The sequence below is a fragment of the Terribacillus jepli genome, from assembly GCF_047228925.1.
Classification (GTDB): domain Bacteria; phylum Bacillota; class Bacilli; order Bacillales; family Amphibacillaceae; genus Terribacillus.
Window position 1 is genome coordinate 1 of sequence record NZ_JBFEGH010000018.1, and the last position, 13,508, is coordinate 13,508.

The 13,508-nt window shown below is 46.6% G+C and carries 12 protein-coding genes and 1 other annotated feature; all 12 genes read left to right on the forward strand.

Features of this window, described 5'->3' with window-relative positions:
* Window positions 1–222: 222 nt before the first annotated feature.
* Window positions 223–918: an MgtC/SapB family protein gene (locus AB1K91_RS16735; protein WP_413091501.1), complete on the forward strand. Its 696-nt coding sequence runs from the start codon at window positions 223–225 to the stop codon at window positions 916–918.
* 127 nt (window positions 919–1,045) lie between these two features.
* Entirely contained in the window at window positions 1,046–1,507 is a 462-nt protein-coding gene (locus AB1K91_RS16740; RefSeq protein ID WP_413091503.1) for a CtsR family transcriptional regulator, read from the forward strand.
* Between the two features lie 21 nt (window positions 1,508–1,528).
* On the forward strand, window positions 1,529–2,071 hold the full coding sequence (gene mcsA / locus AB1K91_RS16745) for a protein-arginine kinase activator protein McsA (protein ID WP_413091505.1): 543 nt from the start codon (window positions 1,529–1,531) through the stop codon (window positions 2,069–2,071).
* On the forward strand, window positions 2,071–3,138 hold the full coding sequence (mcsB, locus tag AB1K91_RS16750) for a protein-arginine kinase McsB (protein ID WP_413091506.1): 1,068 nt from the start codon (window positions 2,071–2,073) through the stop codon (window positions 3,136–3,138). The genes mcsA and mcsB overlap by 1 nt, the downstream gene beginning before the upstream one ends.
* A 20-nt stretch (window positions 3,139–3,158) precedes the next feature.
* Window positions 3,159–5,588: an ATP-dependent protease ATP-binding subunit ClpC gene (gene clpC / locus AB1K91_RS16755; RefSeq protein WP_413091508.1), complete on the forward strand. Its 2,430-nt coding sequence runs from the start codon at window positions 3,159–3,161 to the stop codon at window positions 5,586–5,588.
* A 140-nt stretch (window positions 5,589–5,728) separates the two neighbouring features.
* Entirely contained in the window at window positions 5,729–7,102 is a 1,374-nt protein-coding gene (gene radA, locus AB1K91_RS16760; protein ID WP_413091510.1) for a DNA repair protein RadA, read from the forward strand.
* A gap of 172 nt (window positions 7,103–7,274) precedes the next feature.
* Window positions 7,275–8,384: a PIN/TRAM domain-containing protein gene (locus tag AB1K91_RS16765; protein WP_413091512.1), complete on the forward strand. Its 1,110-nt coding sequence runs from the start codon at window positions 7,275–7,277 to the stop codon at window positions 8,382–8,384.
* Between the two features lie 92 nt (window positions 8,385–8,476).
* Entirely contained in the window at window positions 8,477–9,154 is a 678-nt protein-coding gene (ispD, locus tag AB1K91_RS16770; RefSeq protein WP_413091514.1) for a 2-C-methyl-D-erythritol 4-phosphate cytidylyltransferase, read from the forward strand.
* A gap of 14 nt (window positions 9,155–9,168) precedes the next feature.
* Entirely contained in the window at window positions 9,169–9,645 is a 477-nt protein-coding gene (gene ispF, locus AB1K91_RS16775; RefSeq protein ID WP_413091516.1) for a 2-C-methyl-D-erythritol 2,4-cyclodiphosphate synthase, read from the forward strand.
* Between the two features lie 24 nt (window positions 9,646–9,669).
* A complete protein-coding gene (gltX, locus tag AB1K91_RS16780; RefSeq protein WP_413091518.1) occupies window positions 9,670–11,139 on the forward strand; it encodes a glutamate--tRNA ligase in 1,470 nt (489 codons plus the stop codon).
* 43 nt (window positions 11,140–11,182) lie between these two features.
* Window positions 11,183–11,401, forward strand: a binding site (T-box leader).
* Window positions 11,402–11,432: 31 nt separating this feature from the next.
* Entirely contained in the window at window positions 11,433–12,125 is a 693-nt protein-coding gene (gene cysE / locus AB1K91_RS16785; RefSeq protein WP_413091604.1) for a serine O-acetyltransferase, read from the forward strand.
* Window positions 12,106–13,506, forward strand: a complete 1,401-nt coding sequence (gene cysS / locus AB1K91_RS16790; RefSeq protein ID WP_413091520.1) for a cysteine--tRNA ligase — start codon at window positions 12,106–12,108, stop codon at window positions 13,504–13,506. The genes cysE and cysS overlap by 20 nt, the downstream gene beginning before the upstream one ends.
* Window positions 13,507–13,508 lie beyond the last annotated feature (2 nt).

Here is a 13,508-nt window from a genome sequence, read left to right on the forward strand (position 1 = left end):
GAACACAGCAGTTAAGCTCTTCAGCGCCGATGGTAGTTGGGTTCGCCCCTGCGAGAGTAGGACGCTGCCAGGCAAGACAGAAAAAAATCCCTGATCCATATAAGGATCAGGGATTTTTTTCTGTCTTGCCTTATCTTTCTGTCAATTAGGGAATATAAGTATTTCACTTCATACTAACGTGGGGATATTCATATACTGCTAAGAGAAAGAAGGGAAGCGTAGATGGAGCAGTACTTTAATGATCAATTCTTAACTGTAATGTTTAAAATAATAATAGCAATATTCTTGTCGGGTGCAATCGGGATGGAACGTGGGATGGGTAACCACCATGCTGGTTTAAGGACTCATATCCTCGTAGGGGTAGGATCCTGTCTTATGATGATTTTATCCTTGTACGGTTTTACGGAATTCAGTGAAGAGCATGCCTATGTGCGATTCGATCCTGCACGTATACCTTCTTATGTCATCAGCGGCATTGGTTTCTTGGGAGCAGGAACGATCCTGGTCAATGGAACGACCGTACGAGGCCTCACGACAGCCGCATCTGTCTGGACCGTAGCGGGTCTTGGTCTGGTGATAGGGGCGGGAATGTATATGGAAGCTGTATTCACAACTATCATCATTCTATTGGTCCTCATATTCCTGAATAATTTTGAAAAACTGTTTTTATCCAGCAAAAAGCAGAAAGCATACCGTCTTGATATTGAATTGGATAGAGAAGAAAGCATAGCTCCTATTATGGAAATACTCGAGCGCCATCATCTGGCATTGACAAATATGAAAATGAAAAAACATCACCATGATAGCAGGTTGCTGCATGTCGAGCTGGAAACACGTCATGCTATAAATGAAATGGAACTCTTTGAGGAATTGACTGACCTGACGAATATTAAATCAGTCTGTACGGTGAAAAGTTAAAACCCTTTTTAAGGGTTTTTTTCTGTTTTTGGGGGCTATGCTAAAGAAGAAGAGCTTTGCATTCCTCCTGCAAAATGTATATAATATAGTCAAAGATAGTCAAAGTCAAAAGAAGGGAGGAACTTGTGTGAGTAATAATATATCTGACATAATCGAGGCATATTTGAAGCAGATTCTTCAGTCAACGGATACGCAGGAAGTGGAGATAAAGCGAAGCGAAGTAGCCAATCGTTTTCAATGCGTGCCTTCGCAGATTAACTACGTCATCAAAACGAGATTCACCATCGAAAAGGGATACCTGGTCGAAAGCAAGCGTGGCGGCGGCGGTTATATTCGTATAATTCGGGTAAAACATCATACAGAAGCAAGTTTGATAGATGACGTGATCGAAATGGTGCAGCCGAGAGTTTCGCAGCAGACCGCCAACAGTGTGATTGAACGGCTGGCTGAAGAGGATATCCTGACAGAACGGGAAGCGAAGATCATGCTTAGAGCAACCAACCGGGAAACACTAGCCTTCCCTCTTCCTCTTCGCGATGAGGTCAGGTCCCGTATCCTGGTTTCAATGCTGACTGCTATCAAGTACTAGTCAGGTAAGGAGGGCATTAGGATGGAATGTCAAGAATGTCATATAAGACCAGCTACATTACATTTGACGAATGTCGTCAATGGGCAGAAGACAGAAATGCATGTGTGCGAACAATGCGCGAAAGAGAACGGATATGTCTCCTACGGCCAAGAAGGGTATTCCCTGCATAACTTATTATCTGGTCTATTTCATATGAATCCAGCGACTGTTCAAGGACATAAACACTTCACTCAAGCTCCAGCAACACTTGCTTGTCCGAAGTGCGGACTCACATATAATGAATTCACCAGAATAGGTAAATTTGGATGTGCATCCTGCTATGAAACATTCGAGGATAATTTGAACCCCATATTCCGTCGCGTACACAGTGGTAATACCAAACACGAAGGCAAGATACCGAAGCGGATGGGCAGCGGTATAGAGAAGAAACGAAAGATCGCTGCATATCGGGAATCCATGCAGCAATACATCCAAGCAGAAGAATTCGAAAAAGCAGCAGAGCTCCGCGATAAGATACGTTCTTTGGAGCAGCAGTCAGATGAACGGGAAGAGGGTGAGGGCTAATGTCACTTGAGAAATTCATGAGTGATGCAATCAGCCCATGGATGAAAGAGAATGGACCAGACTGTGATATCGTTATGAGCAGCCGTATCCGGTTAGCCAGAAACTTTGAGAATCGCACTTTCCCTTTGATTGCTAAAGCGGAGGATTTGGATGACGTACTCAATTTCTTCCAAGACAGCTACCAAGATGCTTCCTTCAAAGATCGCGGACAGATGCAATTCGTTCGCATTGCCGATCTGTCACCGATCGAGAAAAAAGTTTTTGTCGAGAAACACTTAATAAGCCCTCATTTGGCAGAACACGCAGAGGAAGCAGGAGTTTTGCTCTCTGAAAGCGAACAAGTCTCTATCATGGTAAATGAAGAGGATCACCTGCGCATTCAGCTATACTTACCAGGCTTCCAGCTGCAAAAGGCACTCCAAGAGGCATTTGAAGTGGATGATTGGCTTGAGCAGAAGATAACATATGCTTTCGATGAAGAAAGGGGTTATCTGACGACTTGTCCGACGAATGTAGGGACGGGGCTTCGAGCTTCGGTCATGATGCATCTGCCTGCTTTGACCATGACGCATCAGATGAACCGGCTGACACCGGCAATCAACCAGCTTGGGCTTGTGGTTCGCGGCATTTATGGAGAAGGCAGCGAAGCTCAAGGCAATATCTATCAGATATCCAACCAGATCACCCTGGGAAAATCCGAACACGATATTGTCGAGGATCTGGAAAGTGTGGTTAGCCAACTGGTCGAGCAGGAAAGGCAGGCTCGTCAGACATTGACACAGGAGCTGAGCATTCAGCTGGAGGATCGGATCTTCCGTTCTTATGGTACGCTGCGGTACAGCCGTATCATCGAATCCAAGGAAGCTGCAACCTGCTTATCCGATGTTAGGTTAGGCATTGATCTTGGGTATATAGAAGATATGCCTCAATCTATACTTAATGAATTAATGGTATTGATACAGCCGGGCTTCCTTCAACATTATGCGAAAAGGAGTCTGTCTGGCAGAGAACGAGATGTATTACGTGCATCCCTCATCAGGGAGCGGATGCATTTGGAAAATAACTGATTGATCGAGGAGGAATTCCTATGATGTTTGGACGCTTCACGGAAAGAGCGCAAAAGGTCCTTGCACTTGCACAAGAAGAAGCAGTGCGTCTTGGACATAATAATATCGGTACAGAACATATTCTATTGGGTCTTGTGAGCGAAGGTGAAGGAATCGCTGCTAAGGCTCTGACGACACTGGGATTGGAAACAGAGCGTATTCAGGAAGAGGTGGAGCAGCTGATCGGGCGCGGCCAGAAGATCACTGGTACACCTTACTACACGCCGCGTGCGAAGAAAGTGATCGAGCTTTCCTTGGACGAAGCGAGAAAGCTAGGTCATTCCTATGTAGGCACGGAGCATATCCTTCTCGGTTTGATTCGTGAAGGAGAAGGCGTCGCAGCACGTGTGCTGAATAATCTTGGAGTCAGCTTAAATAAGGCTCGTCAGCAAGTATTGCAGCTTCTGGGCAGTAATGAGTCATCTGCCGGGAAACAACGAGGCAGTCAGTCTGCCAGAGCGAATACGCCGACACTTGATTCCTTGGCACGAGATCTTACCGCAATTGCCAAAGAAGGCAATATCGATCCGGTCATCGGCCGTGAAAAAGAAATCGAGCGTGTCATTCAAGTCCTCAGTCGCCGTACCAAGAATAACCCTGTCTTGATCGGGGAGCCTGGTGTAGGTAAAACGGCAGTTGCTGAAGGTCTTGCACAGCAGATCATTAACAATGAAATACCAGAAATCCTTCGGGATAAGCGTGTCATGACGCTTGATATGGGTACTGTCGTGGCAGGTACGAAATACCGCGGGGAATTCGAGGATCGCCTGAAAAAAGTGATGGAGGAGATCCGTCAGGCAGGTAATATCATCCTCTTCATCGATGAGCTGCATACACTTATCGGTGCAGGCGGAGCAGAAGGGGCAATCGATGCTTCCAACATCCTGAAACCATCCTTGGCACGTGGGGAGCTGCAATGCATCGGTGCTACCACATTGGATGAGTACCGCAAGTACATCGAGAAGGATGCAGCATTGGAGCGCCGCTTCCAGCCGATCCAAGTCGATGAACCATCAGTTGAGGAATCCATTCAGATCCTTACAGGCTTGCGTGATCGATATGAAGCCCATCACCGTGTAACGATCACGGATGATGCGATTCGTGCAGCAGCAGAGTTCTCTGATCGTTATATCACAGATCGTTTCCTGCCGGATAAAGCGATCGACTTGATTGATGAAGCAGCTTCCAAAGTACGTCTTCGTTCTTACACAGCTCCGCCCAACTTGAAAGAGCTTGAGCAGAAGCTGGAGGAAGTGCGCAAAGAGAAAGACGCTGCCGTTCAAAGTCAGGAATTCGAAAAAGCAGCTTCCTTGCGCGATACAGAGCAGCGCCTGCGTGATCAGCTGGATCAGACGAAGGATCAATGGAAAGAGAAGCAAGGTCAGGAAAGCAGTGAAGTCACTGTGGAGGACATCGCTTCAGTCGTTTCCATCTGGACTGGAGTGCCGGTAGCCAAACTGACAAAGGATGAATCGGAACGTTTGCTCAATATGGAGCAGACATTGCATGGCCGTGTAATCGGCCAAGAGGAAGCGGTTGTCGCTATTTCCAAAGCGATACGCCGGGCGCGTGCAGGTCTTAAGGATCCAAAACGTCCGATCGGTTCCTTCATCTTCCTTGGTCCAACAGGTGTCGGTAAAACAGAATTAGCACGAGCTTTGGCTGATTCCATGTTCGGAGATGAAGATGCGATGATCCGTATCGATATGTCTGAATACATGGAACGCCACTCCACTGCACGTCTTGTTGGTTCCCCTCCGGGATATGTCGGGTATGAAGAGGGTGGTCAGCTTACCGAGAAAGTTCGTCGCAAGCCATACTCCGTCGTCTTGCTTGATGAGGTGGAAAAAGCACACCCAGAGGTCTTCAACATCTTGCTCCAAGTGTTGGAAGATGGCCGTCTGACGGATTCAAAAGGTCGTCTGGTCGATTTCCGCAATACGATTCTGATCATGACTTCCAACGTCGGAGCAAGTGAGCTGAAACGCAGCAAATCACTAGGGTTCACTTTGGATAGTGAAGATCAGAATTTCAAGGATATGAAGGCGAAAGTGACAGAGGAACTGAAGAAAGCATTCCGTCCTGAGTTCTTGAACCGAATCGATGAAACGATTGTGTTCCATCCGCTAGAGAAGAAACACATGAAAGATATCGTCACATTGATGGCAGACCAGCTTAAAAAACGTCTTGCACAGCAGGATATCGAGTTCACGCTGACGGATGCTGTTATTGAGAAGATCGCTGATGACGGCTTTGATGCGGAATATGGTGCTCGTCCATTACGCCGTGCAATTCAGAAGAATATCGAAGATCTGTTATCAGAGGAACTCCTGCGCGAGAATATCCGCAAAGGGCAACAAGTGAATATAGATGTTGATAAAGAAGGTAAGTATGTCGTTACTGGCAAATAATGAATAGGGAGGTGTATACGCCTCCCTTTTTGCTATTATATTTGTGTAATTATTTCTATATTAATGATTTTATTTGATATATTTCTGTAACTTTTATGCCGTAATTATCGTATAAAATGATAGAGAAGGATTTGATAGGTTTGGCAAAGAGAAAGACGAAGTATGTTTGTCAGGAATGTGGATATGAATCCGCTAAATGGATGGGCAAATGCCCAAGCTGCAATAATTGGAATACCTTTACGGAAGAAGTGGTTTCACCGGCTGGCAGTGGTGCTTTTCGTCATTCAAATACAACGACTGCTGCAAAGCCTCAATCGATCACAGCCATCCATTCCGAAAAGGAGCCGCGGGTGACGACGAATCTTCCTGAGTTCAACAGGGTACTCGGCGGCGGTATCGTAGCAGGATCGCTTGTACTTATCGGCGGTGACCCAGGTATCGGTAAGTCGACCTTGCTTTTGCAGGTCAGCGCACAGCTGGCTGAAAAGGAATTACCTGTCCTGTATATCTCGGGAGAGGAATCTGCACGGCAGACGAAACTGAGGGCCGATCGTCTTGGCGTAAAAGCTGATCAGCTTTATGTATTATCAGAGACCAATCTGCAGGACATCACACGGCATATAGAGGATGTGAAACCGGCGTTTGTCGTTGTCGACTCCATCCAGACCGTTTACCGGGAAGAAGTCACCAGTGCGCCAGGGAGCGTTTCGCAGGTGAGGGAGTGTACCAGTGAGCTGATGCGGGTTGCCAAAACGAATGGCATACCGATTTTCCTCGTCGGTCATGTAACGAAAGAAGGCGCAATTGCTGGTCCGAGACTTCTTGAACATATGGTGGATGCTGTACTTTATTTTGAAGGGGAACGGCACCATACATTCCGGATTTTGCGAAGCGTGAAGAACCGGTTTGGAAGTACAAACGAAATGGGTATCTTCGAGATGAAGGAAGAAGGATTAAGGGAAGTGACGAACCCGTCTGAAATCTTCCTGGAGGAAAGATCGCAAGGAGCAGCAGGATCGACAGTTGTGGCATCGATGGAAGGAACACGGCCGGTCCTCGTTGAAATTCAGGCACTCATCTCACCGACTAGCTTCGGAAACCCAAGGCGTATGGCTACCGGTACAGATCATAACCGGGTACCGCTATTGATGGCAGTACTGGAGAAGCGGGTCGGGCTTATGCTTCAGAACCAGGATGCATATGTCAAGATTGCCGGAGGTATGCGTTTGGACGAGCCAGCCATCGATCTTGCGGTGGCTGCAAGCATTGCATCCAGTTTCAAGGACAAGCCGACCAAGCCGGATGATGTATTGATCGGCGAGGTAGGTTTGACAGGGGAAGTAAGACGTGTATCCCGCATAGAACAGCGTGTTCAGGAAGCGGCCAAGCTCGGCTTCAAGCGAGCAATCGTACCGAAGAAAAACCTGGATGGCTGGACAGTCCCATCGAGTATCAAAGTTGTTGGAGTCAACTCAGTAAGTGAAGCACTCCGAATTGTGTTGGGAGAGGATTAACCTCTCCTTAAATGGTAATATTTTTTGACATTTCATCTAAAACTATGCTACTATGTAATATTTACTAAATTGACTGGTATTCTAAAACGTGCTACGGTTAAACTGCAATTATTTATTTTTACGTCTAATATATTTTGTTTCAGGTAATACTTTCTATTAGGAGGTGACAGTAATGTTAAAGCGAATCGTGCAATTATTTATTATCGTTGCAGGCGGTATGGTCGGGTTTCTCTACATCCCTAAATTGATGGATCTAGCGAACCTTACCAACATTGGTTGGCTGAATTCCCCGATCGTCGGATTGATTGGCGGAGCTATTCTATTATTCTTATTACTGTTTTGGGTGGTCGATTATATTGTCGGCTTCATCCATTGGGTAGAGGACTCACTGGTTAAGACACCAGCTGCTGATTTGTTCTTTGGCAGCATCGGGCTCATTATTGGTTTGGTTGTAGCGTACTTGATTACGATTCCGATCCGTGGTATCGGTTTTGTGCTTGTATCGGAAGTGCTGCCGCTGTTTGTGACCATTTTCCTCGGTTACATCGGGTTCCAGGTCGGTTTCAAACGTCGGGATGAATTCCTGAATATGATGATGCTGGCGAAAAAGGACAAGAAGAAGGCTGCAGATGAGCAAGAAGCTGGAGAAGAGAAAATCCAAGCTCTCCAGCCTAAATCGAAGCTGTTGGATACGAGTGTCATCATCGATGGAAGAATCGCTGATATTTGTGAAACGAATTTCCTCGAGGGTACGATTGTCATCCCGCAATTCGTATTGAATGAGCTCCAGCATATCGCGGATTCATCTGATGCATTGAAGCGAAATCGCGGTCGTCGCGGTCTGGATGTCCTGAACCGGATTCAAAAGGATATGCCTGGTGTCAAAGTGGAATTTTACGAAGGTGATTTCGAGGATATTCCGGAAGTGGATTCCAAGCTTGTCAAATTGGCAAAGGTCATCGATGGTATCGTCGTTACGAATGATTTCAATTTGAATAAAGTATGTGAATTCCAGAATGTACCGGTGCTGAATATCAATGATTTGGCTAATGCGGTGAAACCGGTTGTCATTCCTGGAGAGGAATTGACTGTCCAGGTGATCAAGGACGGGAAAGAGCATAATCAAGGCGTGGCTTACTTGGATGACGGAACGATGATCGTTGTCGAGGAAGGGAAGAACTATATTGGCAAGACGATCGAAGTGCTTATTACAAGTGTCTTGCAAACTTCTGCCGGCCGAATGATCTTTGCAAAGCCTAAATTACTTGAAAAAGCATTGTGAAAAAGTATAACATGATAGAAGTAGACAAAAGTGATAACATGGGATGTTATCGCTTTTGTTTGGATTCGATATAAAATAAGGCGGTAAAATAGATGTATTATCAAGCTATCGTGTTAGCTGCCGGGCAAGGAAAGCGGATGCAGACCGGTCGTAATAAGCAATTCCTCACAATTGGACAAAAGCCGCTCATTGTCCATACGCTGACAGTTTTCGACAAGGATCCTTGGTGTGGATCCATCACGCTTGTTGTAAGCAAGGCTGATCGCAAATTGATGCTTCAGCTGCTGAAAGCTCAAAAATGGTCGACACCGATCAATTTGACAGACGGCGGCAGCGAGCGGCAGGAGAGTGTCCTGATGGGGCTGGAAGCATTGCCTGAGAAGTCCGGTATGGTATTCATACACGATGGCGCTCGGCCATTTGTCACAATTGACAGGCTCCATGCTCTGGCCGAAGCGTGTCAGCAGCATCGCGCTGCTATCCTGGCGGTTCCTGTCACCGACACGATCAAGCTTCGTCGAGGCAATCGTCTGGAGACGATGGATCGCGGGCTGCTGTGGGCTGCTCAGACACCGCAGGCCTTTGATTATCAGCTGATCTATGACGCCCATGTGTCAGCAAAGGTCGACGGAATGCTTGGTACAGATGATGCATCCTTGGTCGAGCGGATCGACCAAGATGTCTTCATTGTAGAAGGCAGCTACGATAACATGAAGCTTACAACACCAGAGGATTTATACAAAGCGGAAGCATTTCTAAATGGCAAATAAAGCGAGGTCACATTATGTTTCGAATTGGACAAGGATTTGATGTACATGCATTTGCGGAGGGCAGACCTTGTATCATCGGCGGAATCACGATTCCCCATGAGCTAGGATTGCTTGGTCATTCAGATGCAGATGTACTATTACATACAATTGCCGATGCTTGTCTTGGTGCCTTGGCACTGGGCGATATCGGCAAACATTTCCCGGATACAGATCCTGCTTTCAAGGATGCGGACTCGGAAGTATTACTGCGTCATGTATGGCAGCTTGTAAAAGAACAAGGCTACAAACTAGGGAACTTGGATTGTACAGTCATTGCACAAGCACCGAAAATGGCACCATATATTGATCAGATTCGTGAAAATGTAGCGGGAATGCTCGATGCGGAACCGGGTCAGATCAATGTGAAAGCAACAACAACAGAACAGCTTGGCTTCACTGGCCGGAAGGAAGGAATCGCTGCGCAAGCAGTCGTCCTTTTGCAGCAAGCCTAACATAACCGAAAGGGAGTTATTCATATGTCAAAACCTGTACGTGTGCGCTATGCGCCAAGTCCGACTGGACATTTGCATATTGGAAACGCACGAACTGCACTATTCAATTACTTATATGCCCGTCATCATGATGGAAAATTCATCGTCCGCACAGAAGATACGGATCAGAAACGAAATGTAGAGGGCGGCGAGGAAAGTCAGTTCAGTTATTTGAAATGGCTTGGTATCAAATGGGACGAAGGTGCCGATATCGGCGGCGAGTATGGCCCGTACCGTCAATTGGAGCGCTTGGATATCTATAAAAAATATGTAGATGAATTGCTGGATCGCGGTCTTGCTTACAAATGCTATGTGACGGAAGAGGAACTGGAGAAAGAGCGCGAGGAGCAAAAAGCGAACGGACAAGTGCCTAAATATTCTGGTGCACACCGTGATCTGACACCGGAACAGCAAGAGCAATTCGAAGCAGAAGGCAGACAGCCGAGCATCCGCTTCCGCGTGCCGGAGAACAAAACATACAAGTTCAACGACATCGTTCGTAATGAGATCAGCTTCGAATCCAGTGATTTCGGTGATTGGGTCATCGTGAAGAAAAATGGCATTCCGACATATAACTTCGCTGTGGCAATCGATGACCATTTGATGGAGATTTCACATATCCTTCGCGGGGAAGAACATATTTCCAACACGCCGAAGCAGCTGATGATTTATGAAGCTTTCGGCTGGGAGCCGCCTCAATTTGGCCATATGACATTGATCCTGAACGAAAATCGCAAGAAGCTTTCCAAGCGCGATGAGCATATCCTGCAGTTCATCGAGCAATACAAGAACCTAGGATATCTGCCGGAAGCGATGTTCAACTTCATCAGCCTGCTCGGCTGGTCGCCAGTCGGTGAAGAAGAGATCTTCTCCAAAGAAGAAATCATCAAGATTTTCGATCCGAACCGTCTATCCACTTCTGCAGCAATCTTTGATCCGCAGAAGCTGAAATGGATGAATAACCAATATATCAAGTCTGAGGATGCCGGTCGCATCGAGAAATTGACTTTGCCGCATTTGATTCAAGCGGGCAAGCTGCCTGAGAATATGGAAGACTCCCGTCGGGAATGGGCTGCTGAGCTTATTGCGCTCTATAAAGAACAGTTGAATTATGGCGCGGAGATTGTCGAGCTGACAGAGCTATTCTTCCAGGACGAGATTTCATATGATGAAGAGGCAATGGCAGTGCTTCAGGATGAGCAAGTACCAGAAGTCTTAAAAGCATTCTCTGCACAACTCGCTGCATTGGAATCATTCGAGCCGGATGCAATCAAAGGTGCAATCAAAGCGACACAGAAACAGACTGGACAAAAAGGCAAAAAGCTCTTCATGCCTATCCGTGTAGCAACTACAGGTGTCACACATGGTCCGGAACTGCCGAATTCCATCCACTTGCTTGGTGAGACAGTTGTACAGAACCGTCTTCGTGCAGCAATCGAGCGACTGACAAAGTAAAATATTCACTTTTTCACTGAAATATAATATAGTATTACTACACATTTGAACGTAGAAGAGGAGAAGTACGCATCTGCCTTTCCATTCAGAGAGAGCCGCATACGCTGCGAGCGGCTTTGGAAAGCTTTTGCTGAAATGCACCTCGGAGTCTTTTGCCGAACTGTTAGTAGGTAAAAGCGGTTCTCACCGTTATCAGAGTGAAGCTGGGGAAGCCAATAGGCTCGCCCAAATAGAGTGGAACCGCGCAAAAAGCGTCTCTGTCGTTGTACAGGGACGCTTTTTTTCGTGAAACAATACATGCGGAAAGGAAGGGCAAAATGGGATTTTTCAAGATGCTGAAAGAGGATGTTATGGTCGTCTTCGACCAAGATCCAGCTGCTCGCTCATATCTGGAAGTTATCCTTACGTATTCCGGCTTGCATGCCATTTGGGCACATCGGATTGCACACCAATTGTATAAGCATAAATTCTATTTCCTTGCCCGCGTTGTTTCACAAGTGAGCCGTTTCTTCACTGGCATTGAAATACATCCTGGAGCTACGATCGGCCGACGTTTCTTTATTGATCACGGCATGGGTGTCGTCATCGGGGAGACATGTGAAATCGGTGATAATGTGACAATCTTCCAAGGGGTGACGCTTGGGGGTACTGGGAAGGAAAAAGGCAAACGGCATCCGACTGTCAAGGATAATGCGCTTATCGCGTCAGGAGCCAAGGTATTAGGTTCGATCACGATTGGTGCCAATTCAAAGATAGGAGCAGGCTCTGTTGTTTTGCAGGATGTTCCGGACTGTTCGACGGTCGTCGGCATCCCGGGGCGCGTCGTCATAAAAGATGGTGAACGTATCAGGAGAGATTTGAATCATCAGGATTTGCCAGACCCAGTTGCGGAGAAGCTAAGGAAAATGGATCTGGAAATCAAAGAACTGCAGCGGGAGTTAGCCGCAGCAAAAGGAGAGAAGCAGCATGTCGGTAAAAATTTATAATACATTGAGCCGGAAAAAGGAGCCATTCGTTCCGATTGAGGAAGGAAAAGTAAGCATGTACGTCTGCGGACCGACTGTTTACAATTACATTCATATCGGTAATGCAAGACCGCCGATCGTATTCGATACAGTCCGCCGTTATTTGGAGTATCGCGGATATGATGTTAAGTACGTCATGAACTTCACGGATGTCGATGACAAAATCATAAACGCAGCGAAAGAAATGGGGGAAGATGTCTACGCAGTAGCAGAGAAATTCATCCAAGCGTATAAGGAAGATACATCTGCACTAGGAGTCAAGGATGGGGCACTTCACCCGCGTGTTACGGATAGCATGGAAGAGATCATCGATTTTGTCCAAGGCTTGATTGATAAAGGCTATGCGTATGTATCCGAAGGTGATGTCTATTTCCGCACACGTTCCTTTGATGGGTACGGCAAATTATCTCATCAGTCCATTGATGAATTACGTTCAGGTGCCCGCATCCGTGTCGGGGAGCAAAAGGATGATCCTCTTGATTTCGCCCTTTGGAAAAATGCGAAGCCGGGAGAGATTTCCTGGGATACCCCTTGGGGAAAAGGACGTCCGGGCTGGCATATCGAATGCTCCGCTATGGTGAAGAAGCATCTTGGTGACACAATCGATATCCATGCAGGCGGAACCGATCTTACTTTCCCGCACCATGAAAATGAGATCGCTCAATCAGAGGCCCTTAATGGGAAGTCATTTGCGAACTATTGGATGCATAACGGCCACATCAATATCGATAACGAGAAAATGTCCAAGTCACTGGGCAACTTCATCCTTGCGCATGATTTAATCAAGAAACATGATCCGCAAGTATTGCGGTTCTTCATGCTGACCGTACATTACCGCAATCCGATCAATTTCACGGATGAATTATTGGAAAGTGCCAAAACAGGCCTGGCGCGAATCAAGAATGCTTATGATAATCTGCAGCATCGAAAAGCTGCCAGCACGAACCAGGATAGCAATGTCAAAGAAGTGATGGAGGCAATCCAAGAGCTCACAGCACGTTTCGAGCAGGAAATGGATGATGATTTCAATACAGCCAATGCGGTTTCTGTTTTATTCGATCTAGCTAGAGAGGCGAATGTCTACTTGCAGCAAGAACAAACATCAGAACAAGTCATCGAAGCCTTCACCAAAGCATTCGAAGATCTTGGCGGCGTGCTTGGAATCATTTTCGCTGCCGAAACAGAATTGTTGGATGATGAAATCGAAGACTTGCTGAATCAGCGAGTAAAAGCACGCAAAAACCGCGATTTCCAGGAAGCGGACCGGATCCGTGATTTGCTCAAAGAGAAAAATATCATCCTGGAGGATACATCACAGGGGACGCGCTGGAAAAGAGGATAATG